This is a genomic window from Shewanella decolorationis S12, assembly GCF_000485795.1.
GTDB lineage: Bacteria > Pseudomonadota > Gammaproteobacteria > Enterobacterales > Shewanellaceae > Shewanella > Shewanella decolorationis.
Genome location: NZ_AXZL01000056.1, coordinates 45723 through 67305 on the forward strand (window position 1 = coordinate 45723; position 21583 = coordinate 67305).

Annotated in this window: 22 protein-coding genes and 1 other RNA gene; 9 read left to right on the forward strand and 14 right to left on the reverse strand. The window is 47.3% G+C overall.

The genetic code is table 11. The annotated features are described in order from the left end of the window. Positions 1-25 precede the first annotated feature (25 nt). Together SHD_RS06565 and SHD_RS06570 are read right to left on the reverse strand one after the other, a co-directional pair. A complete protein-coding gene (locus tag SHD_RS06565; RefSeq protein ID WP_023266389.1) occupies positions 26-1240 on the reverse strand; it encodes a tyrosine-type recombinase/integrase in 1215 nt (404 codons plus the stop codon). Positions 1241-1421: 181 nt separating this feature from the next. Further along, positions 1422-2285 (reverse strand): YicC/YloC family endoribonuclease, encoded by an 864-nt coding sequence (locus SHD_RS06570; protein ID WP_011718520.1) that lies wholly within the window; start codon positions 2283-2285, stop codon positions 1422-1424. Between the two features lie 213 nt (positions 2286-2498). Here SHD_RS06570 and rph point away from each other — a divergent pair, with 213 nt between their 5' ends. Together rph and pyrE are read left to right on the forward strand one after the other, a co-directional pair. Beyond that, a complete protein-coding gene (rph, locus tag SHD_RS06575) occupies positions 2499-3212 on the forward strand; it encodes a ribonuclease PH (protein WP_023266390.1) in 714 nt (237 codons plus the stop codon). 96 nt (positions 3213-3308) lie between these two features. Next, complete coding sequence (pyrE, locus tag SHD_RS06580; RefSeq protein ID WP_023266391.1) at positions 3309-3956, forward strand: orotate phosphoribosyltransferase; 648 nt, start codon at positions 3309-3311, stop codon at positions 3954-3956. 94 nt (positions 3957-4050) lie between these two features. On the opposite strand, the gene folE is transcribed toward pyrE, so the two are convergent. The 3 genes from folE to rsmI all read right to left on the reverse strand — a co-directional run bounded on the left by folE (position 4051) and on the right by rsmI (position 6557). Beyond that, a complete protein-coding gene (gene folE, locus SHD_RS06585) occupies positions 4051-4701 on the reverse strand; it encodes a GTP cyclohydrolase I FolE (protein ID WP_023266392.1) in 651 nt (216 codons plus the stop codon). Between the two features lie 581 nt (positions 4702-5282). Further along, positions 5283-5636: RNase P RNA component class A (rnpB, locus tag SHD_RS21425), an RNA gene on the reverse strand. Positions 5637-5711: 75 nt separating this feature from the next. Further along, complete coding sequence (gene rsmI, locus SHD_RS06590; RefSeq protein WP_023266393.1) at positions 5712-6557, reverse strand: 16S rRNA (cytidine(1402)-2'-O)-methyltransferase; 846 nt, start codon at positions 6555-6557, stop codon at positions 5712-5714. A gap of 88 nt (positions 6558-6645) precedes the next feature. Between rsmI and SHD_RS06595 the strand changes: the two genes are divergently transcribed. The 4 genes from SHD_RS06595 to dolP all read left to right on the forward strand — a co-directional run bounded on the left by SHD_RS06595 (position 6646) and on the right by dolP (position 10115). After that, positions 6646-8529: a penicillin-binding protein activator gene (locus SHD_RS06595; protein WP_023266394.1), complete on the forward strand. Its 1884-nt coding sequence runs from the start codon at positions 6646-6648 to the stop codon at positions 8527-8529. Continuing rightward, on the forward strand, positions 8526-8852 hold the full coding sequence (locus SHD_RS06600) for a YraN family protein (RefSeq protein ID WP_023266395.1): 327 nt from the start codon (positions 8526-8528) through the stop codon (positions 8850-8852). The genes SHD_RS06595 and SHD_RS06600 overlap by 4 nt, the downstream gene beginning before the upstream one ends. Before the next feature lie 106 nt (positions 8853-8958). Further along, the gene (locus SHD_RS06605; RefSeq protein WP_023266396.1) at positions 8959-9552 is read left to right on the forward strand and encodes a phosphoheptose isomerase; all 594 of its coding nucleotides are present in this window, start codon (positions 8959-8961) and stop codon (positions 9550-9552) included. After that, on the forward strand, positions 9549-10115 hold the full coding sequence (gene dolP / locus SHD_RS06610; protein WP_011624409.1) for a division/outer membrane stress-associated lipid-binding lipoprotein: 567 nt from the start codon (positions 9549-9551) through the stop codon (positions 10113-10115). Before SHD_RS06605 ends, dolP begins: the two co-directional genes overlap by 4 nt. Positions 10116-10133: 18 nt before the next feature. Here the strand turns inward: dolP and SHD_RS06615 are convergent, their stop codons facing one another. Then, positions 10134-11054, reverse strand: a complete 921-nt coding sequence (locus SHD_RS06615; RefSeq protein WP_023266397.1) for a DMT family transporter — start codon at positions 11052-11054, stop codon at positions 10134-10136. A gap of 120 nt (positions 11055-11174) precedes the next feature. Between SHD_RS06615 and SHD_RS06620 the strand changes: the two genes are divergently transcribed. Beyond that, positions 11175-12047, forward strand: a complete 873-nt coding sequence (locus tag SHD_RS06620) for a LysR substrate-binding domain-containing protein (protein WP_023266398.1) — start codon at positions 11175-11177, stop codon at positions 12045-12047. A 96-nt stretch (positions 12048-12143) separates the two neighbouring features. Here the strand turns inward: SHD_RS06620 and trpS are convergent, their stop codons facing one another. The 3 genes from trpS to rpe are packed head-to-tail and all read right to left on the reverse strand — an operon-like array spanning position 12144 to position 14539. Then, positions 12144-13142 (reverse strand): tryptophan--tRNA ligase, encoded by a 999-nt coding sequence (trpS, locus tag SHD_RS06625; RefSeq protein WP_023266399.1) that lies wholly within the window; start codon positions 13140-13142, stop codon positions 12144-12146. Between the two features lie 36 nt (positions 13143-13178). Then, entirely contained in the window at positions 13179-13862 is a 684-nt protein-coding gene (locus SHD_RS06630; protein WP_023266400.1) for a phosphoglycolate phosphatase, read from the reverse strand. Continuing rightward, on the reverse strand, positions 13862-14539 hold the full coding sequence (gene rpe / locus SHD_RS06635) for a ribulose-phosphate 3-epimerase (RefSeq protein WP_023266401.1): 678 nt from the start codon (positions 14537-14539) through the stop codon (positions 13862-13864). The genes SHD_RS06630 and rpe overlap by 1 nt, the downstream gene beginning before the upstream one ends. Positions 14540-14801: 262 nt before the next feature. Between rpe and SHD_RS06640 the strand changes: the two genes are divergently transcribed. Together SHD_RS06640 and SHD_RS06645 are read left to right on the forward strand one after the other, a co-directional pair. After that, positions 14802-15167 carry a hypothetical protein gene (locus SHD_RS06640; RefSeq protein ID WP_011624415.1) on the forward strand — a complete coding sequence of 122 codons (366 nt, stop codon included), beginning with the start codon at positions 14802-14804 and terminating at the stop codon, positions 15165-15167. Then, entirely contained in the window at positions 15167-15352 is a 186-nt protein-coding gene (locus SHD_RS06645; protein ID WP_011624416.1) for a DUF2970 domain-containing protein, read from the forward strand. The genes SHD_RS06640 and SHD_RS06645 overlap by 1 nt, the downstream gene beginning before the upstream one ends. 24 nt (positions 15353-15376) lie before the next feature. Here SHD_RS06645 and SHD_RS06650 read toward each other — a convergent pair whose 3' ends face one another. The 5 genes from SHD_RS06650 to SHD_RS06670 form a co-directional block, all read right to left on the reverse strand. Beyond that, a complete protein-coding gene (locus SHD_RS06650; protein ID WP_023266402.1) occupies positions 15377-16216 on the reverse strand; it encodes a Dam family site-specific DNA-(adenine-N6)-methyltransferase in 840 nt (279 codons plus the stop codon). A gap of 48 nt (positions 16217-16264) precedes the next feature. Continuing rightward, the gene (locus SHD_RS06655; RefSeq protein ID WP_023266403.1) at positions 16265-17677 is read right to left on the reverse strand and encodes an AAA family ATPase; all 1413 of its coding nucleotides are present in this window, start codon (positions 17675-17677) and stop codon (positions 16265-16267) included. Positions 17678-17695: 18 nt separating this feature from the next. Continuing rightward, positions 17696-18775: a 3-dehydroquinate synthase gene (aroB, locus tag SHD_RS06660; protein ID WP_023266404.1), complete on the reverse strand. Its 1080-nt coding sequence runs from the start codon at positions 18773-18775 to the stop codon at positions 17696-17698. Between the two features lie 5 nt (positions 18776-18780). Next, entirely contained in the window at positions 18781-19296 is a 516-nt protein-coding gene (gene aroK / locus SHD_RS06665) for a shikimate kinase AroK (RefSeq protein ID WP_011624420.1), read from the reverse strand. Positions 19297-19515: 219 nt separating this feature from the next. Then, entirely contained in the window at positions 19516-21570 is a 2055-nt protein-coding gene (locus tag SHD_RS06670; RefSeq protein WP_023266405.1) for a type IV pilus secretin PilQ, read from the reverse strand. Between the last annotated feature and the right edge of the window lie 13 nt (positions 21571-21583).

Below are 21583 nucleotides of genomic sequence, written 5' to 3' on the forward strand. Positions count from 1 at the left end.
TAGACTAAATATGCGTTTATTATTTCTAACAGTTAACTATCGGGGCTATGAGATTTGCTACTGAGTTGAGAGCATCTAGACGTTCATCAAAGTAATCGTAACGGTCATAAATGCCTTCAACGCCCTTGATTTTGTGGTTAAGGCAACGCTCGGCAATATGAGATGGGACTCCTTGCTTAGCGAGTAGACTTCTGCAAGTACGTCGGAAATCATGAATAGTGAAGTAAGGTATTTCTCCCATACGATTAATGGGTTGTCTGGTTTTGCTTGAGTCATGTCCAAAGAGTGAGGCTACAGCCCGATTCAGGGTATCACCTGAGACATGTGGCTTTTTGCTTGCTTTTCGATTAGGAAATACATAGTCCGAACCACAAGCTCTGATCTGTAACTCTTCAAACCATTCAACGACAGAATCAGGAAGTGGGATTGATATTGCTTTGGAGCTTTTTGTCCTTGGTTGTGGTAGTTTCCATAACTTCAAATTCAGATCTATTTCTTGCCAAGTTAATTTCAAGAGTTCGCCTTTTCTCACCCCTAAGCAAACTAACAAAGCTGAGGCTAGGTAGTTGTCCCGACCAAAACTGCTTATGTTGTCTTTTGCGACACTAAAAAACTGTTTCAGTTCTTCAACTGACAATGCTCTTTCTCTGCTTTTCTCCACGCCACCAGCATCTGCTGGTTTAAAGTGGCTCGCGGGGTTACCATCTTTTAAGCCAAGCTTGCAAGCATGAGTAAATAGCTTTTTGCAATGAAGCAGCGTGTCATTAGCTGTAGTGGGGCGATTACTATGGGCGACCTTTTGGATGATGTTTCTAATATCAAGGGGTGTTACATCCTTAATTTGCAAGCGGCCAATATAAGGTTGGACTTCTTTTGTATAGATTCTTAGTGGGATTTCACTGTGCTTAAGTCGTTTTTTTGCATCGACAAACCAATCATTGAAGAGGTCATCTACGGTTTGAATTTTCTCTTGGCCAATTTTCGCTCTTTCAGCTAGAGGATCGCCTCCCTTACTAATTGATTGCTTTAATATGGCAGCAGCAGCTCTAGCATCTGCTAGAGACATGTGTGGATACTGACCACCTTCTAGGGTCATGAATCGACGCTTGCCGTTTGAGGTATACCTTAACTCCCAGCTCGCTTTGCCTTCTGTCTGCACCCGAATATAAAGCCCATCGTCTACTAATTTACGAGTAGTTGTCTTGCTGCGGATAAATGCTTTGATCTGCTTATCATTCATGCTGTTGGACTCAAGTGGTTACTAAACCTATATAAAGTGGTTACTTGAATGATTTAGTAACCATTTTAGTAACCACTTCATAGCTTACAATAGCAAACAAACTCGAACCTGTAAAAACATTAAACCCAGCAAGTGCTGGGTTTAATTGGTTATTTTAAAAAATGGCAATCAGGCTAAAACATCATTCCACATTCTGGATCTGTTCGCGCATTTGCTCTATTAAAACTTTAAGTTCTACTGCTGCAGCGGTGATTTCGGTGCTGATGGATTTTGAGGCGAGGGTGTTAGATTCGCGGTTAAATTCCTGCATCATAAAATCTAAGCGACGGCCTTCGCTGCCGCCTTTTTTGAGGATGCGGCGCGCTTCGGTGACATGGGCTTCGAGTCTGTCCATCTCTTCGGCCACATCTTGCTTTTGCGCTAACAGGATCATCTCCTGCTCTATGCGGGCTGGGTCGAGTTCACCTTTGATTTCCGCGAGGCGATTGGTGAGTTTATCGCGCTGATATTCCATCACTTTAGGCATGTGCTCGCGCACGATAGCAATTTGCTCTTCGACGCCTTCTAAACGGCTTAACAGCATTTCTTTAATCGCGGCGCCTTCGCGGCCACGGGCTTCGATAAACTGGTCTATTGCTAAATCGAAAGCCGTTAATAACTCGGCGCCAATCGCATCCATATCTTGCTCTGAGCTTGAGAGCACACCTGGCCAGCGTAGAATGTCAGTCAGGCTCACTTCGCCTTGGCCGGCTTCTTGTTTTAACCAGCTGGCGGCGTCGAGCAACTGCTTGGCTAGACCTTGGTTTAATTTGAGTTCGTTATTGCTGTTGTCGGCTAACTCGTAGCGTAAATTGACCTCGACTTTACCGCGGCTTAAACGTTTACGCAGGCGGTCGCGCAGCACTGGCTCGAAACTGCGAAATTGTTCGGGTAAGCGCAGATAAGTTTCGAGATAACGTTGGTTAACTGAGCGAATTTCCCAAGAGGCGGTGCCCCATTGTGCTTTGTGCTCGATGCGAGCGTAGGCTGTCATGCTTTGGATCATGGGATTGTCCTGATGGTTGAATCGTCATATTGATAGGCGATTATAGAGTCAATGGCTTTAGGATTAAAGGCATACAGTATACTGCGAAGGGAAAGCTGGTGTTGTAAATGGCGGAGTTTGCCAGAGAATGGCCCTAGGCATGGCATCCTCAGGCACAAATCCCTATAATATGCAGCCAAAATCGGTCAATGACTCAGAATACAGGAATCTCGCATGCGTCCAAGTAACAGTACGCCAGCACAAACACGTCCCATCACTATCACTCGCCAGTTTACGGCCCATGCCGAAGGTTCTGTGTTAGTGGAGTTTGGCGAAACCAAAGTACTTTGTACCGCCAGTTTTACTGAGGGTGTGCCACGTTTCCTAAAAGGTCAGGGACAAGGCTGGGTGACGGCAGAATACGGTATGTTGCCACGTTCAACCCACAGTCGTATGGACCGTGAAGCGGCTCGCGGTAAGCAATCTGGTCGTACTCAAGAGATCCAGCGTCTGATTGGCCGTGCACTGCGTGCTTGCGTCGATATGAAAGCCCTTGGTGAAAACACTATCGTTATTGATTGTGATGTGATCCAAGCCGATGGCGGTACTCGCACCGCATCTATCACAGGTGCCTGTGTGGCTCTTGTGGATGCACTGAACTGGGCCCGTGGTAAGGGCATTATCAAGTCTAACCCACTGAAGTTTTTGATTGCTGCGGTCAGCGTAGGTATCTACAACGGTGAAGCGATCAGCGATCTTGAATATGTGGAAGACAGCGCGGCCGAAACCGATATGAACGTAGTTATGACGGAAACCGGTAAGATTATTGAAATTCAAGGTACGGCCGAAGGTGAGCCGTTTAGCCATGAAGAATTGATTGAGCTACTCGGATTGGCGAAGAACAGTATTCGTGAAATCGTCGATGTGCAGAAAGCCGCATTGAATTAATTGTTGTTGATAAGAAGCCCCGTTATGGGGCTTTTTATTAAATCAATATTGCTATAACCCAATAAAAATAGAACGTTAAAGTCGTAAGGAGAGATTGTGAAAGCCTATCAACGTGAGTTTATTGAATTTGCCCTAGAGCGTCAGGTACTGCGATTCGGTGAGTTTACCCTTAAATCGGGCCGTATCAGTCCTTATTTCTTTAATGCGGGTTTATTCAATACTGGACGAGACCTTGCGCGTTTAGGACGTTTTTATGCGGCGGCGTTAGTGGATTCAGGCATAGAGTATGATCTGTTGTTTGGTCCTGCCTACAAAGGTATTCCGATTGCGACCACGACAGCGGTAGCCTTGTGCGAACACCACGATATCGATATTCCCTACTGCTTTAACCGTAAAGAGAAAAAAGATCACGGCGAAGGCGGCAGCTTAGTCGGTAGCGAGCTTAAAGGTCGTGTGATGTTGGTGGACGATGTGATCACCGCGGGTACGGCAATTCGTGAGTCGATGGAAATCATCGAGGCCCATCAAGCGCAGCTGGCAGGCGTATTAATCGCGCTGGATAGACAAGAGAAGGGCAAGGGTGAACTGTCGGCCATCCAAGAGGTTGAGCGTGATTTTGGCTGCGGTATTGTGGCGATTATCAAACTGGTTGATCTGATCAGCTACCTGTCAGAAAAACCGGGTATGGAAGCGCAACTAGCAGCGGTAAGCCAGTACCGTGAGCAGTATGGCATCGAGGCCTAATGAGGCTTAAGCCTGTGATAAACCGCTAAAACAAAAACGCTGCGATTCATCAAGAATGGCAGCGTTTTTTTATGCACTGATTAAATCTAACAGCTTATTTGGATTGATTTAAAAACTCGGCACGGGTGGCGGGGTTAGATTTAAAAATCCCCCCTAAGGCGGTGGTCGTGGTGGAGCTGGTGGAGTCCATCACGCCGCGTGATTTGACGCAGTAATGCACCGCATCCATTTTAACCGCAACATCTTTAGTTTCGAGCAAGGTCTGCAGCGCGACTAACACTTGCTGAGTCAAACGCTCTTGTACCTGAGGGCGCTGGGCAAAGAAGCGTACAATACGGTTAATTTTTGATAAACCGATAATTTTTTTACGTGGAAGATATGCAATGGTTGCCGTGCCATCAATAGTGACAAGGTGATGCTCACAGGTACTGGTCAGGCTAATATCCTGCACGCGCACCATTTCATCAAAGCCCATTTTGTTATCAATCACAGTGATCTTTGGAAAGTTCTCATAATCTAGACCGGAGAATATTTCGTCGACATACATTTTGGCGATGCGGCGTGGGGTATCGGCAAGACTGTCGTCGGAAAGATCCAGCGACATAAGCGTCAGGATTTCCTTCATATGGTGTTCAATCTTGTCCTTACGCTCTTCAGGAGTAAACACACTGGGGAGCATGGGGGTTTCAAGTCCGCGCTCTTGCAGGGCGGCCTGTACTTTTACTGCTGCTTCACTTAATGCCATTTTTATCCTCCACTACTTTTGTAGCGGCTATCACTGAAAACCTAGCACTGGTCGCTGAGTATCAGCAATCAGGCGCACTAGGGTACAAATCGATTCGTTGTCACTTGGACAAGAATAAGGTGGGGCAGAATAGCGCGAATTGCGGATAATTCATACCAAAAAACGCTCACGCTGAAGATGAAAAAGCCGATAGTCCTTATCGATTATCGGCTCCTCGGGGCGTTAAAACATCATTATCTTGATGAAGATAATAGGGTGTGTTGACGTTTCAGGGTTATTTTTGCAGCAATGTGGCTGGCTTTTATGCAAGGCAAAGTCCGTGCTGTGTAGTTATTCTACATAAACGGACGATAACGCGGCAGAAAAGCCAGCCAAATGCTGCCCGAAGGGTTCGTCTGGCAAGCCCTTGCGCTTACTTTCAGTCATAAGAGCCGCTCTTCATTGGAGTAGAATAACGACACATCATTCCTCGTTTCGCGAGCACGAACTTGACAGTACGAACAAAATTTAATCTCGAAACGTCAACACGCCCTAAATAAAAAGCCCGCTTACCTAAAAGATAAACGGGCTTTTTACTGAATTTAATGAGTTGGCCGATAAGCCGGGTCCTGTCTTGGACAGTCATTCATCTAGGCCTGCAATCGCTCGCAGGCTCAAGCGACCTACCCGGTTCCAACGCGAGCCACGCCATACGGAACCCTATTTGGTCTTGCTTCGGGTGGAGTTTACCTTGCTACGGACTATTGCTAGCCGCACGGTGCGCTCTTACCGCACCCTTTCACCCTTACCACCTTAGCCGAGGCTATGATGGCGGTCTCCTCTCTGTTGCACTTGTCGTCGGTTCGCACCGCCCAGGCGTTACCTGGCACCCCGCTCTGTGAAGCCCGGACTTTCCTCCCCGCTCTTGCGAGCGCAGCGACTGTCTGGCCAACTCGGCGCGGATTATAGCCTAAGCAATCTGCGCGTACCACTGTTAATCCCGTCAGTGTGTGCCTATCTCAAAGATCCGCTTATAAATCCGACTCTAAACCGAACTTATACAGGGCATTCTTTTTAAGACCGTGAATTTGCGCAGCAATGGCGGCGGCCTTTTTGAGGGGTAATTCTTCACAGAGTAATTTCAGGGTGTTGATGGCGACTGTCGGAATGGCGTCATCATCCTCCGCGGCGCGGTGACCATGTACCATCAGCACTATCTCGCCTTTTTGCTGGTTAGGATCGCTGCTGACCGTAGCCAACACCTCAGCCACAGGGCCTGAGAGGAAGGTCTCGAAGGTTTTAGTCACTTCCCGAGCCATCACCACTTGGCGCTCGCCGCCTAACACTTCGACCATGGTCGTCAGACTATGCTCGATGCGGTGCGGTGATTCATAAAAAATCAGCGTGCGAGGGTCTTCCTTGAGCTCGAGCAGCTTATCGGCACGCGCCTTCTCTTTAGAAGGTAAGAAACCTTCGAAGGAGAAACGATCCGACGGTAAACCCGATGCACTTAATGCGGTAATCGCTGCGCAAGGGCCGGGCAATGGGATCACGCTAAAACCCGACTGGCGCACATGAGAAACTAAGTGATAGCCGGGGTCTGAAATCAGTGGTGTGCCCGCATCAGAAATCAGCGCTATCGATTGTCCTGCGGCCAACTGTTCCACAATCCATTGGGCGCGGGCGCGCTCGTTATGGTCGTGCAGTGCGATCGTTTTAGTGGAAATACCAAAATGACTCAATAACTTGCCACTGTGGCGCGTATCTTCACAGGCAATCAATGCGACCTGAGTGAGCACTTCGATAGCACGTGGGCTCATGTCCCCCAAGTTACCAATGGGAGTGGGAACAATGTAGAGTGCGACGCTTTGGTCCATATATACCTCGGTAATGACAGTGCCAAGACTTTCGTCAAGCGCAAGAGAAGGTTAAACTAGAGGCAGCATCTTACCAGAGTGAAGCCCAGTGTTAAAAAGCCTGAATACAACTAAGTTCGTTTCCGTGGCCATTTTATCCGCAGTGTTGGCGGGTTGCGGCAGCCAAGCGCCCAGCTCAACCGGTACTGCCCCCACAGTGGCCACCTCTTTAGCCTCTGCACCATTGGCGCCCAATGTGTATTTAGCACAGGCCGCAAATAGCAAAGATCCGCAGCAGCGCGACACTAACCTGCTGCTGGCGGCGCATGCCTATATCAATGCCAATGACTATGCGGCGGCGCAGAAACTGCTGAAGTCGATGCAGCCAAGTCTGAGCCAGACTCCCACTCTGGTGGCCGAGCATAAATACCTGACGGCGCGTGTATTAGAGCATACATCGACCTATGTCGAGGCGCTCAAAACCCTGAGCTATCCAAGCACTTGGGTGTTACCCGGCTGGCAAATGGCCGCATATCATCAATTTAGAGCGCATTTATTCCAGTTGAATAAGCAACCTATCGAGCAAGTGCGCGAGCTGAGTTTATTGACCACCTATTTACCGCCCGCCGAGGCGAGTGAAGTGAATAACCAAATCTGGCAGGTGTTGCAACCGATGCACGAGCAAACCTTGCTCTCATTTACTAAAGATGCCAAAAGCCCTGTATTTGCAGGTTGGTTGCAGCTCGCCTATATCGCCAAACATTATGCGGTCGACCCTAATCAACTGGTTCGTTACTTAGGCGACTGGCAAAAGCAGAATCCTTATCATCCCGCGGCGGCGAAATTACCCGCAGATCTAGATAGAGCGCTTAATGCCAAGCCATTTATGCCGAAGAATATCGCCGTCTTGTTGCCGCTCACAGGTCAACGCGCCAGCGCGGCCAACGCGATTCGCCAAGGGATTTTAGCCAGCTATTTAGCCAAACCCAATGAGCAGGTTGCGGTTAATTTTTACGATACGGCCAATGATGCCGTCGCCGCATATCAGCAAGCGGTAAACGCAGGTGCCGAGTTTATTATTGGCCCCTTGCTGCCAAATGAAATCGATCAATTACTCTCGCTGAATAACACAAGCCCTTCAACGAGCACGTCAACAGGAACAGCACCCGCTGCGCCTATCGCTCCCACCGCAGCTATCCCGCAGCTGTTTTTAAATCAAACCGATAAGTTTGTGCCCGATATCAATAAGTTTTTCTTTGCGCTGTCACCAGCCCAAGAAGCTGCCGATGCCGCAACGCGCATGTATCAAGATGGCGTGACTATGCCATTACTGCTCGCCAGCAACGACGCCATTGGTAAACGCATGGCAGAAAGCTTTATCCAAGCTTGGAAAAAGAAAAGCGACACACCTATCGAAGTCTATTACTACGATGGTGGCGATAAGATGAAAACCACAGTGCAGGATGCGCTCGGTGTCCGTGATAGCCAAGAACGTATCGCTCGGATCAAGGAGTTGCTCGGCAATTCGGTACAGGCCGATTTTCGTTCGCGCCAAGATATCGATGCGATTTATATGATCTCGACACCGCAGGATTTAACCTTGCTCAAGGCCTTTATTGATGTGAACTTCAGCGTCTTTACTCAGCCGGTGCCGCTTTACACCTCAAGCCGTAGTCGAGTCGATAACGAATCGAGCCAAACAGCGCAGGATTTAAATAACCTGACCATGAGCGATGCACCTTGGCTGATGCAAAATGGTGAAGAAAACCTGATGGTTAACACACTTTGGTCGGGCTGGAACAACAGCCAGAAACGCTTGTTTGTGATGGGCTATGATGCCATGGATTTGATCAGCAAACTGGCACAAATGCGCTCATTCACAGGTTACCAGTTCAATGGACGTAGCGGCGTGTTATCCGTCAATCCAGACGGCGTGATAAACCGCCAATTAAGCTGGGGACGCTATCAAAGAGGCAGTTTCCGTCAACTATGACACTCGGACAGCAGGCAGAGTCGCTCGCTCAAGGTTACCTCGAACAGCAGGGTTTAACCTTTGTCGAGCGCAATGTCCGCTATCCCTTTGGTGAAATAGACCTCGTCATGCGCCATAAACACCACTGGGTATTTGTTGAAGTAAAATATCGCTCAGCAAATCAATTTGGCGGCGCAATACAAGCACTTAGCAAAGCACAAATCGGCAGGATCCGCATGGCGGCCAGCCACTATTTACAGACGCATAAACTGGATGTGCCGTGCCGATTCGACGTTGTCGCCATCGAGGATGCGCAAATCCACTGGCTAGTCGATGCCTTTTAAACGAGACCTTCGACTCAGCTAATCGAATAATTTTTAACGCTTATGCCTCAACTCCACCGTGGAAATATGGCATCATAGCCACACTTTATCCTGAAAGGATGTATCCATGTTAGAACGCATTAAAGACAGCTTTACTGAATCTATCCAGACCAAAATCGATGCAGCCGAAGCACTGCCAGAATCCATCGCCAAAGCGGCTGAGATGATGGTGCAATGTCTTTTGGGCGGCAATAAAATTCTTGCCTGCGGTAATGGTGGCAGTGCCGGTGATGCTCAGCACTTCTCTGCCGAGCTATTAAACCGCTACGAAATTGAACGTCCACCATTGCCCGCGATTGCGCTGTCAACCGACACCTCGACCATCACTGCGATTGCCAACGACTACAGCTACAATGAGATTTTCTCAAAACAAATCTTAGCCTTAGGTCAACCTGGAGACATTCTGCTGGCGATTTCCACCAGCGGTAACTCAGGCAACGTGATTAAAGCCATGGAAGCCGCCCTGAGCCGCGATATGACTATCGTTGCCTTAACCGGTAAAGACGGTGGCGCGATGGCGGGATTGCTGAGCGTGGGCGACGTGGAAATCCGCGTACCTTCTAACGTGACGGCACGTATTCAAGAAGTGCACTTACTGGTTATCCACTGCCTGTGTGACAATATCGACCGCACGCTCTTCCCGCAGGACGAACAGCAATGAGATATGCTGCCCCACTGTTAATGGTTTGCATGCTGCTGCAAGGTTGCGCCGGTGCCGTTATGGTGGGCGCAGTCAGTGGCGCCATGATGGCCAACGATGAGCGTTCGGTGAAGACCCAGCTCGACGATACCAATACCGATTTTAAGATCACCAGTGCCCTGCTAGAGCATGAAGATCTGAAGAAACAAACGAACATTACGGGTGTTTCGGTTAACGGTAATGTGCTGATGATTGGCCAAGCCCCCAACTCTATGTTGAGGGATAAGGCGATTAAGGTCGTACAAGATCTTAAGCTTGGGGGAAAGATCCACAATCAGATCCGCATCGGTAACCCAACCTCTTTCACCACCCGTAGCAATGACACTTGGGTGACGACGAAAGTGAAGGGACGCATGCTCAACGAGAAAGAGCTGGATGTCACCCGCATTAAGGTCATCACTGAAAACGGTGAAGTCTTCCTACTCGGACTCATTCACCGCTCTCAGGCCGATATGGCCGTCGATATCGCGCGCAACACCGCCGGTGTGCGTAAAGTCGTTAAAGTATTCGAATACATCGAATAACCGATTGAGCCTAAGCCCTTAGGGTTTAGGCTCGCCTTCTACCGCTTCCAGTCCTAACGCTTTTACTTGGATGTTATCCATCACCTTGGGTGACTTGGCCATCCACATGCCAATCCAAGGTAAAAACAGTGACGGCAACACAATCAATGCGGCGCCCAGCCAACTTAGGCTATCTAACCATTCATCGAATAACAGCCAGCCCAAAAAGACGATAAATAACAGGCCGGTATATTCGGCAATCGCAATATCGCTCGCCTGCGCGCGGCGATAGGCCAGCACGCAGAACCAGTGATAAATCAGTAAGAAGGCATTACTGAGTAGCGCTACGGCTAGCAATCCCCAGCTCAGCCCCTCAAGTCCTTGAAAGGCCGCGATGATTAAGGTCGCAGGAATACCCAGCAGGTTATACAGCATCAAGGTTAATACTGGATGCTCAGTGTTAGGGACTTTTTTCAGGGTCAACTGATTGACGGCAAAGGTAAATGCCGAAAATAACACAGCCAATCCAAACCAGTTCATTTCACTAGGTCTGAGGATAATTAAGATCCCGACAAACCCAAGCAATGTGCATACCACTTGCCCTGTGGTGATCCGCTCCTTTAAAAACCAATAGCCCATCAAAATAATCATCAACGGCGCCGAGTAAAATAGGGAGCTAACCGTCGCTAAAGGCAAAGCCATTAGGCCAATAATTAAAAAAAGCGCGCCAACCGAGCCTATGTTGGCACGCCAAAGGTGGACCGAAATATGTTCCGTCTTGGGTCGCTGCGAGTACAACCAAATGGGGAGTAACATCAATACTGAGGTGATTTGTCTCACGAGTAGAAAAGTGGCCGCATTCGCATCTTCTGGCAACCATTTGATCGATACATCGTAAAAAGCACTAAATAGATTACCCACTATCAATAAAATCAAACCGATAACTACAGGGCGCTGCATTTTTTACCATCCACAAATCTCAATGCAGGCATGATAATCCCCACAAAACTTAAGCTGAAATGATGCTTTCTCATACTAGATGAATTAAATTCATACTAAATCTTTTAGGCATTGAAAATCATGAGAAAGCTTCCTCCATTACGCGCACTACAAGTCTTTGAGACCGCCGCTAGACAACAGCATTTTTCCAAGGCTGCCGCCGAACTTTGCATTACCCAAAGCGCGGTTTCACACCAAGTGCGTGTATTAGAGGAATATTTTGGCGAGCAGCTTTTCGACCGTCAGGGACGAAAATTACAACTCACGCCTAAGGGACAGAGCTTATTTATTGAGTTAGAAAGGATTTTTAATGAGTTAAGTGATCTTAATCTCAAGATCCGCGACACCCCAAACCAACAACTCTGTTTGGCGGTGTACAGCTCTTTTGCAGTGAAATGGTTGATCCCGAGATTAGCGGATTTTAGGCGCCAGTATCCCAGCGTTAAAATTCGCCTCGAGATGATCACTCAAGACCCCGATCTCAGCACCAGCACGGCCGATATCTTTATCGCGGGTAAACTCAATCAACGGGGCTATTGGCAGCAGCTACTGCATAAAGAACGGCTCATCCCAGTATGTAGCCCGAGTTTTTACCCCAAGTGGCGTGATATTAACTTAAGCAATTTCCAGCAACAGGCACTACTGATTGTGGACGAGGGTCAGCTAGGACTCGATTGGCATAAATGGTCATCGGCCCATCAGATCCCGCTGAATAACGAGCAGCAACATATTTTTAGCCATATCGTAATGGCGATTGAGGCGGCAATTGCAGGCCAAGGCCTTGCCCTCGCCCCCGATTTTATGGTGGCAGGTGATATCAGCACTGGCAGACTGGTTGCGGTTAATCTGCCCGATGTCCATACAGGCTTTGAGTTTAGTTTTATCTGTAAGCAGCGCCGTCTAGCTGAACCCGCGATTGCCGCCTTTTCCTCCTGGCTAAAATCACAGGCCTAAACGCTTAAACAGCCCAATGAATAACAGACATAAAAAAGCCGACCTAAGAATGGGTCGGCTTAATCGAGAGTTATGTAATGCGCTTTTTAGGTCAAATTACACTAACAAACCAATCTTCTCGTACACCTTTTTCAGCGTCACTTCGGCGCGAGCCTGGGCATTTTCGGCGCCCTCTCTCATCACTTGGTCGAGGTAAGCACGGTCGGCACGCAGGGCACGGTAACGCTCTTGCAGCGGCTCTAACATGCCCACGACCGCCTCACCCGCGGCACCTTTTAAGTGACCATACATCTTGCCTTCAAACTCGGCTTCGAGGCTGGCAATGCTCTGGCCTGTGATACCCGACATTAAGCTCAACAGGTTAGATACACCAGGCTTGTTTTCCATATCGAAACGCACGACTGGCGGCTCATCACTGTCGGTCATAGCCTTTTTCAGCTTTTTCATGACTGCTTTTGGATCTTCAAGCAGGCCAATCACGTTGTTACGGTTGTCGTCCGACTTAGACATCTTCTTCAGCGGATCCTGAAGCGACATCACCTTAGCGCCATGCTCAGGGATAAAAGGCTCAGGAATGGTAAACGTCTCGCCGTAAGCGTTGTTAAAGCGAGTCGCGATATCACGTGTTAATTCAAGATGTTGCTTCTGATCTTGGCCAACCGGGATTTCATTCGCTTGATACAGCAGAATATCCGCCGCCATCAACACCGGATAACCAAACAAACCGACGTTAATATTGTTGGCATGCTTTTGTGACTTATCCTTAAACTGAGTCATACGGCTCAATTCACCCATTTGGGTGTAGCAATTTAACGCCCAACCCAACTGAGTGTGCTGTGGCACTTGAGATTGGATAAACACTGTGCTCTTCTTTGGATCGACACCGCAGGCTAAATACAGTGCAAGCGTATCTAAACAGGCTTCACGCAATGCTTGAGGGTCTTGGCGCACAGTAATGGCATGCAAGTCCACCACGCAATATAGGCAGTCGTGGCTATCTTGCATGGCAACCCACTGACGCAATGCACCCATGTAGTTACCTATGGTTAATTCGCCGGACGGCTGTGCACCGCTGAGTACTATGGGTTTGGTCATTACGTCATTGCTCCAAAAAAAGATAAAAAGATTCGATTAAACTGGCTGAGCGAGATTTAGCCAGCGCAGGATCTCGACAAACTGCTCGCATACAGCGTCAGGGCCAGTGAGCCCAATATCTTCACCGTAGTTGTAGCCATAGGTCAAGCCGATTGATGCAACACCCGCCGCTTTCGCCGCTAAAATGTCATTTTTAGAATCGCCCACCATCAACAACTCACTTTTATCGAGTTGCCATTCGGCTAATAGATGCTGTAGCGGTAATGGGTCTGGTTTCATCTTCGCCAGCGAATCGCCGCCAAGCACTAAGCTAAAGAAGTCATTAATCTTAAAGGCTTCAAGCAAGGGCAAGGTAAAGCGATAAGGCTTATTGGTCACCACAGCCAGCTTAAATCCTGCATCAAACAGGATTTGCAGCACTTGGTGCACATCGGCATAGAGTGCACTGTGCTTCTCAAGATTTTCTTGATAGTGATGCATAAAGATGGGCATAGCCGCATCCAATGCCGTTTGCTCAACATCTGTGCCTAAAGCGTGGCTCATTGCGCGGCGCATCAGCATTTCAGCGCCATTGCCCACCCAAGTTCTTACCTGTGCCTCGGTACACCTTGCTAAACCTAATTCGGCGAGTGCCGCCTGAGTCGCGACCGCAAGATCGGGCACACTGTCAATCAATGTGCCGTCGAGATCAAAGGCAATCGCTTTAATCTGTTCCCGCATTATTTGGCCTCAACTTTCGCTAACTCGGCACGCATCTCGTCGACGACGGCTTTATAGTCTGGTTTACCGAAAATGGCAGAGCCGGCGACAAACATATCGGCGCCTGCGGCGGCGATTTCAGCAATGTTATCCACTTTAACGCCACCATCGACTTCTAAACGAATATCGAAACCGCTGGCATCGATACGCTCACGCACTTGGCGTAATTTATCTAAAGTCGAAGGAATAAAGGATTGGCCGCCAAAACCTGGGTTGACCGACATCAGCAGAATCACATCTAACTTATCCATCACATGGTCAAGATAGTGCAGCGGTGTTGCTGGGTTAAACACTAAACCCGCTTTACAACCCGATTCTTTAATCAGCTGCAGAGTGCGATCGATATGCTCAGAGGCTTCGGGATGGAAAGTAATAATAGACGCACCCGCTTTGGCAAAATCAGGCACGATACGGTCAACAGGCTTAACCATTAAATGCACATCGATATCGGCCGTGATGCCATAGTCGCGTAACGCTTTGCACACCATAGGGCCAATGGTTAAGTTGGGCACATAGTGGTTATCCATCACATCAAAATGTACTACGTCAGCCCCTGCATCTAACACGGCTTTAACGTCATCCCCTAAACGGGCGAAATCGGCGGATAAAATCGATGGAGCAATTAAAAATGGGCGCATAGGACACTCGCTGCTATTGAACAAAAAGTGCCTTATTTTACCCTTAGCTAGGCCATGCCTCTATAGCAAATGCCACATTTATCGCGATTGAAACCCAATAGAAATGCAATTGGAGTACTCATAACGTACGGTAAACGCAAGGAGATGCTGAAGCGTTAGAAAGTTTTTAGTGAAGATTGATAAATTATTGTTCATAAACTAAGCGAGTTTGTTATACTCGGGTCGCTAACGTGGATCATTTAGTGGTTTCAAAGGAAGTATCATGAAGGGGCGGTTAACACAGTTTTCACACATTTTAGGCTCGGTGACATTTAAGTCATCGATGATGTTGGCATTTACCGCAGTGGTAGTCGCCTCCTTAGCCTTTGGCGTGGAAAAACTCACCGCAAGTAACGATACCTCTGCCTGCGCTTGCAGCAGCGATACTCGCTACAACAACAGCTTACCTAGCAGCCATCCAAATAACCGCTGTGCCGAACAGGCGCAAACCTTAAGTTGGAAGACTTGGCTCACTGGCAAAAATCGCTCTAGCCAGTTCCATTTTGTCGACTTGCTTGAATTACTCCATGGTCATCAAGATAAACCTATCGATGACTTGAAGCCTGCTAATTCACAACAGTCCTATTGATGCTAAGCCGGATCTGGCAAGTCTTTCACAGTACGATAGCCGCCTTCTTTGGGGTGCAGTCAGATAGAAATCGTCAAAAAGACTTCCAGACCAACTCGCCATTACCGTACATCTTGATGGGGATAGTGCTAGCGATAGCCTTAGTCGCCAGCCTGATTCTGCTTGTTAGCCAAGTCGTTGGTTAAGTCACTCGATACTACAACCTAGTATCAATCATCCTGTGGGTCATAATTCTCGTCGTACAACGCAATCAGCTCGTCGACTTTATTGCGACCACTGCCATTTTGGCTAATGTTGCGCTGCACTTGGATCTTGGCAAGGTGGGCACCGCGATACAACTCACGTGTCAGCGGAATATCATGGTTACTGATCACAACAGGAATGCGCTGCTCTAAGGCCATATGCCGTGAATAACGCGCCAGCAGCGCCTGATCATCCAAGCTGAAACCCGCACCAACATAAGTGGTGAAACTCGCGGTGGTCGATAGCGGCGCATAGGGCGGATCGCAATAGATTACATCGCCAGTACGGATTTGCTCGAAAGCTTGTTCATAGCCGATGCACTTAAACTCGGCACGCTGCGCTTTCTTTGAAAAGGCTAAGATTTCCTTCTCAGGGAAATACGGTTTCTTGTAGGAGCCAAAGGGCACATTAAAACCCCCTTTGCGGTTATAACGGCACAGGCCATTAAAACCATGGCGATTCAAGTACAGAAAATAAACCGAGCGCAAAAAAGGATCGCGGGATTTATTAAAGTCTGTACGCACGCGGTAGTAGGCATCCTTTTGATTCATCTCATCGACGAATAGTTTCTTGGCCGCCTCAATGTATTCGGCAGGCCTTTCTTTCACTATGTTGTAGAGGTTGATCAGATCTTGATTGATGTCGCAGAGTAAATAGCTGGGGTAGTCAGTATTTAAAAAGACTGAACCTGCGCCGACAAAGGGCTCAACTAAACGCTCACCAGTTGGTAAGTAGTTCGCGAGCTCATCCACCAATTTAAATTTTCCGCCAGCCCATTTCAGGAAGGCTCTATGTTTTTTGATCATTTAACTTGATGAATGCCGACAAAAATAAAGGCCATGATTGTACTCTGTTTATTCTGAAATTTCATCGCTTGGTAACTTATCTTGTAACTGATAGTCCTTCAATTCTCGCCACTTTCTCACCCAAGGTGAATCAATCCGATATTGTTTAACTAACATGGCCGCCGTCTCATGGGCCAGCTTACTACTATCAAAATGCCCCACTAACACAACCCAACGCCGCTTGTGTTTAGCAACCGAGATATCTTGCGCTCCTTCAACTTGAGCGAGGGCAGCACGCAATGAATCGAGTCGCTCCACACTCGCAATCTGTATGGTATAGCCTTGCGTTGGCTTAACCGATTTCACTTCATCTTTGGGTTTCGGAGCTAATTCAGCCTTTGAATCGACGGGCTTTTGCGGAAGAACTGCAGGTGAGTCTTCTGGGATAACCTCGGATGAAGGCTCCTGCTCCGCTGCGGATTTTAACGTCGTTTCGTTTACAAACGATGTTTCATTTATCCCTTCGTTTGTAGGCTCTTCACCGTGAAACCGAGCCAATGGGTCGGCTTGATTAGCGACTTCATCTAATAGAGCCTGTGCTAAGGACGCATCACGTTGCTGAAAATAGGGTGCCAATATCTGTTGACCACGAGCAAGAAACTCTGCGGAGTCTATAGCGGGATAAATAACGACTTCAGCTATTGGCTCATTGGAAAAAGGTTTCGCAAGACCGAGCCAAATAACAAGTGTGATCAATACACTGGCTAGCCCAATCAATGCGACTTTATATTGAATCCAGAGTGACTTTTGCTCGTTTTTGCCGTGCAAAGCGAGCTCCAATAAAGTGACAACCTCTTTAGGAGTCCCCATCTGCTTCTCCAGTTGAGCTCGCACTATATCCCTTGGCGTAAATGGATTTTGCTCACTATAGCGCAGCAAGGTTTGATAGAGCGCTTCACGTTCTGGCAGACTTAAGGGTTCCACACTGACAGGCAAAATCTGCCGTCTTGAGGATTCTGGTAATTGTGGTAATAAGTCGGCTAAAAACTCTGGAGGTACAGCTAAGGTCACTGCAATACGATGGCCTGCACATTGCACTTGATTGAGTATGATGCACTCGGCCCACAATTCTTTAGAGAGTAAATGCGCATCATCGATAATGATGTGCAGCGGCTTACTTTGTTTTGGCGCGACACGGAGTATGGTTTCAGCGAGGGAGATTTCGTCATCAAAAATTGGGGATGAGACCAACTGTACTAGGATCTTGCGACGAATTTCAGCATTGTCGGCGTGCATAGGACAGATGACTAACGCAGCATTCGACTCATCAAAATCTGTGGCTAACGCGGTCAGCAATGTTGTCTTACCCGAGCCGTGCGCACCCACAAGCACCAGTAGCTGGTCGCTATAGCTGGCCACATGATGCAATCTTTCTACGAGGGCTTCCTGTGAGGGAAGCAAGACTTGGCCCTGAAACGTCACTTATCCACCACACAAGGTTTATGCGCAGCAGATAACCTGTTCTAGGGTAGATTCCGGAACTTGGCTAAAGACATCAGCTCGACCAATGGCCGTCGGGAGCACCAGCCGGATCTGACCACCTAACACTTTCTTATCGCGACGCATATGTTGAATAAAACTGTCGAAATCCATTGATTCCGGCGCTGTTACAGGCAGATCGAAAGCACGCAGCAATTGCACAATACGTCGAACAATTGACTCATCAATCAATCCCATAGACTTAGCTGTTTGTGCAGCAAGGACTGTGCCAGCCGCAACCGCTTCACCATGTAGCCAATTGCCATATCCCATCTCTGCTTCGATCGCATGGCCAAAGGTGTGCCCAAGGTTTAATAACGCGCGCACGCCTTGCTCGGTCTCATCCTGGCTCACGACATCGGCTTTAATCTCACAGCAGCGAGAGATCGCATAGACCAAAGATTGGGTATCTAAACTTTTCAACGCTTCGACATTGTTCTCAAGCCATTGAAAAAATTCAGCATCCCACATAATGCCATACTTAATGACTTCCGCCATTCCCGCCGCAAATTCACGCGCGGGCAGCGTCTGTAAACACTCGGTATCGATAATAACGATCTGTGGCTGGTAAAAAGCCCCAATCATATTTTTTCCAAGCGGATGATTAACAGCGGTTTTGCCTCCGACAGAAGAATCCACTTGAGATAAAAGCGTTGTAGGAACTTGAATAAAATCGACACCGCGTTGGTAACAGGCAGCAGCAAAGCCCGTCATGTCACCAATTACCCCGCCACCGAGGGCCACCAGCACCGAATCACGACCATAATTTCGTTGTAATAACGCTGTATAAATTAAATCTAAATGCGTTAAGTCTTTGAACTGTTCGCCATCGGGAAGGATGACGCTAGAGACTTCACCAAACGAAGCCATCGTGTCTTGTACCTGCTTAAGATACAAGGGCGCGACGGTTTCATTGGTGACGATAAGGATACGTTTTTTCAGCAGATAGCGAGACAAGGTCTCGCCATTACTCATCAAACTCTGGCCAATATAAATGGGGTAACTACGTTCACCTAAATTAACCTGAATTTGTTTTGTCATTCTGCCTAGAAACCTAATTTCTCAATGATTTGATTCGCAACAACCTTTGCACTTTGATCGTCGGTCTTAACGATCACATCAGCAATTTCTTCGTACAGAGGGTTACGGATTTCTGCGAGGTTTTCTAACACTTCTCGCGGATCATCTACTTGCAATAACGGGCGACGCTTATCTCTTTGAGTACGCGCAACCTGTTTATCGATTGTGGTTTCAAGGTACACCACAATACCGCGAGCAGATAAATGATTACGGATATCTTTGCTCTGAACTGAACCACCACCAGTGGCAAGGACAATACCCTGTTTTTCAGACAGATCAGCAATAACCTGAGCCTCACGACGACGGAAACCTTCTTCGCCTTCGACGTCAAACACCCAAGCAATATCGGCGCCTGTGCGTTGCTCAATCTCTTGATCTGAATCGTGGAATTCTAAATGCAGCATTTGCGCCAGATGGCGACCAATTGTGCTTTTACCTGCGCCCATTGGGCCTACCAGAAAAATATTACGTTTTTCAGCCATTTCTTGTACGTCTGAATCTTAATGAAAAGTATGCCTATATCGACTCACGATCAAGCCGACCTACTGTATGTTACCTTGCTCTTATGAGACTTGACCGAGGATTATCTCAGTTTCATGTCTAGTCTGGCAAGTGATGCACGCTATTTATGATAAGAATTGTATTGCAGATACAACAAAGCCAGCAAGGTGTGCTGGCTTTATTCGCCCCATAACAAATGGTTAGAGTTTTTCGTTCACTATTTTAGGTGTCACGAAAATCAACAGCTCTTGGCGTTCATTCTTATCGGTAGTATTACGGAATAAGAAGCCAACTAAAGGAATGTCGCCAAGGATAGGCACCTTGCTTACGCGGCTTATCAAGTTCTGTTGATAGATACCACCAAGCACAATGGTTTCACCATTATCCACTAACACTTGCGTACCAATACGTTGAGTATCGATAGCCACTGCCGGACCTGTGGGGGTGTCCACCGTTTTACCCTGAGAGTCTTGAGTGATTTCAAGATCCAGAATCACGCGGTTATCAGGCGTAATTTGTGGTGTCACTCTTAATGACAATACCGCCTTCTTAAAGGTCACCGACGTCGCCCCGCTGGAAGTGGACTGAACATAAGGGATTTCCACACCCTGCTCAATATACGCCGCTTTTTGGTTAGAGGTAGTAATGCGAGGGCTAGCGATAATCTCACCTTTATTTTCTTGCTCAAGCGCACTCAACTCTAAATCTAAGATAGTGCCATCGGCAAGCTTTGCCACATGGAAGGCAATACTGGTTGGGTTAGTGACCGCCGCAGGCAAATTCACGTTCAAACGGTTATCTAGTGATGGAACCACACCATTGGCAATGCTTCCAGCCCCCTCAAGTGAGCCAGACGTCCCTTTACTCCCCTGTTGGTCAGTCACGCCCCAACGGATACCTAAATCTTCAGACACATCGTCTTTTACTGTGACCATACGAGATTCAATCAGCACTTGGCGAATAGGAATATCGAGCACCTCAACCAAACGATGGATATTCTCGATGATTTCAGCAGTATCTTTTACGAGTACAGTGTTGGTACGTTCATCAACGGCGACTGAACCACGAGGAGACAATAAACTGGAATCGGCACCTTTCAATAACTCTGCAATGTCAGTTGCTTTAGCATAGTTAATCTGTAGATACTCAGAATACAGAGGCGCAAGCTCTTTAACCTCTTGTTTATTCTTAAGGTTTTGACTTTCACGAATCGCCAATTCTTCACTTGGCGCCACCATCAAAATATTACCTTCAATGCGCTTATCCAGTCCTTTAGTTTGCAAAATCAAATCCAAAGCTTGATCCCAAGGCACATCATCCAGTCTTAAGGTGATATCGCCTTCAACCGTATCACTGGTAACTAAGTTGAAATTGTTATAATCAGCAATAATTTGCAGCACTGTTCGCACTGAAATATTTTGGAAGTTTAATGAAAGGGTTTTACCGTTATATTTTTTGACTTCCTTCGTCGCAACAGCACGTTCAGCTTTATTAATAGATAACCTAAACAGATTATCTTCCTGCTTATAGTTAAATTCATAATTACCCGACACATCCACTAAAATTCGAGTGGTCAAATCATCTTTAAAGGTTTCAAAGTTTTTAACGGGTGTTGAAAAATCCTGTACATCCATCACATATAGCAAGTCGTTATTGATATCAGTGTTGTACAACTGAACCTCAAGCTTAGCGCCAACTTGTTCAACGTTTGCTGCAACAGAACGGTTATTGAGATAGACAAGTAAATCGCCACCGCCGTTTGCATTACGGCGAAAATCAATATTCTTTACACTATTAACAAAAGGATTATTACTCGCTTGAGAACTCACCACATCATCATTAATGGTTAAACGATAAGAGTTACCAGTCACGCTACCTTGATAAGGTTTCACTTTGGATAAACCCAAAGTCACCATCAGATGAGAGTCTTGCTGCGTAGTAGTAATCTCATTAACGCCGACTTGGTTAATCGGTAATTTGTCTTTTGATAAACCAGAAATACTATCATCAAAAGTTAATACCAATTCAGCAGGAGCAGCATTAGAGTCGATTTTGGGTGCAGAAATGGCATCCTCAAACACTAACTCTACTTCCAATTGGTGATCGACCAAGGCATGGTACTTAACATCGATTAATCTGTTTGCCGCAAAGCTTGATGGCAAAAATCCAAATATTAATGCGATCCCAATAACAGACTTAGCTAAGCCTGAAGATAAAAATGCTCTTGGGATTTTTATCGCGGCAGAAGATTTCATTATTCCCTCATCC

Excerpts from the sequence above, each read along its gene's own strand:
- SHD_RS06630 (WP_023266400.1), bottom strand. The coding sequence starts at position 13,862 with ATGCGGGAACAGATTAAAGCGATTGCCTTTGATCTCGACGGCACATTG.
- rsmI (WP_023266393.1), bottom strand. The coding sequence starts at position 6,557 with ATGGACCAAAGCGTCGCACTCTACATTGTTCCCACTCCCATTGGTAAC.
- SHD_RS06615 (WP_023266397.1), bottom strand. The coding sequence starts at position 11,054 with ATGCAGCGCCCTGTAGTTATCGGTTTGATTTTATTGATAGTGGGTAAT.
- rph (WP_023266390.1), top strand. The coding sequence starts at position 2,499 with ATGCGTCCAAGTAACAGTACGCCAGCACAAACACGTCCCATCACTATC.
- SHD_RS06670 (WP_023266405.1), bottom strand. The coding sequence starts at position 21,570 with ATGAAATCTTCTGCCGCGATAAAAATCCCAAGAGCATTTTTATCTTCA.
- SHD_RS06565 (WP_023266389.1), bottom strand. The coding sequence starts at position 1,240 with ATGAATGATAAGCAGATCAAAGCATTTATCCGCAGCAAGACAACTACT.
- SHD_RS06640 (WP_011624415.1), top strand. The coding sequence starts at position 14,802 with ATGAAGGGGCGGTTAACACAGTTTTCACACATTTTAGGCTCGGTGACA.
- SHD_RS06600 (WP_023266395.1), top strand. The coding sequence starts at position 8,526 with ATGACACTCGGACAGCAGGCAGAGTCGCTCGCTCAAGGTTACCTCGAA.
- SHD_RS06645 (WP_011624416.1), top strand. The coding sequence starts at position 15,167 with ATGCTAAGCCGGATCTGGCAAGTCTTTCACAGTACGATAGCCGCCTTC.
- SHD_RS06620 (WP_023266398.1), top strand. The coding sequence starts at position 11,175 with ATGAGAAAGCTTCCTCCATTACGCGCACTACAAGTCTTTGAGACCGCC.
- SHD_RS06605 (WP_023266396.1), top strand. The coding sequence starts at position 8,959 with ATGTTAGAACGCATTAAAGACAGCTTTACTGAATCTATCCAGACCAAA.
- SHD_RS06650 (WP_023266402.1), bottom strand. The coding sequence starts at position 16,216 with ATGATCAAAAAACATAGAGCCTTCCTGAAATGGGCTGGCGGAAAATTT.
- dolP (WP_011624409.1), top strand. The coding sequence starts at position 9,549 with ATGAGATATGCTGCCCCACTGTTAATGGTTTGCATGCTGCTGCAAGGT.
- aroB (WP_023266404.1), bottom strand. The coding sequence starts at position 18,775 with ATGACAAAACAAATTCAGGTTAATTTAGGTGAACGTAGTTACCCCATT.
- SHD_RS06570 (WP_011718520.1), bottom strand. The coding sequence starts at position 2,285 with ATGATCCAAAGCATGACAGCCTACGCTCGCATCGAGCACAAAGCACAA.
- trpS (WP_023266399.1), bottom strand. The coding sequence starts at position 13,142 with ATGACCAAACCCATAGTACTCAGCGGTGCACAGCCGTCCGGCGAATTA.
- folE (WP_023266392.1), bottom strand. The coding sequence starts at position 4,701 with ATGGCATTAAGTGAAGCAGCAGTAAAAGTACAGGCCGCCCTGCAAGAG.
- aroK (WP_011624420.1), bottom strand. The coding sequence starts at position 19,296 with ATGGCTGAAAAACGTAATATTTTTCTGGTAGGCCCAATGGGCGCAGGT.
- rpe (WP_023266401.1), bottom strand. The coding sequence starts at position 14,539 with ATGCGCCCATTTTTAATTGCTCCATCGATTTTATCCGCCGATTTCGCC.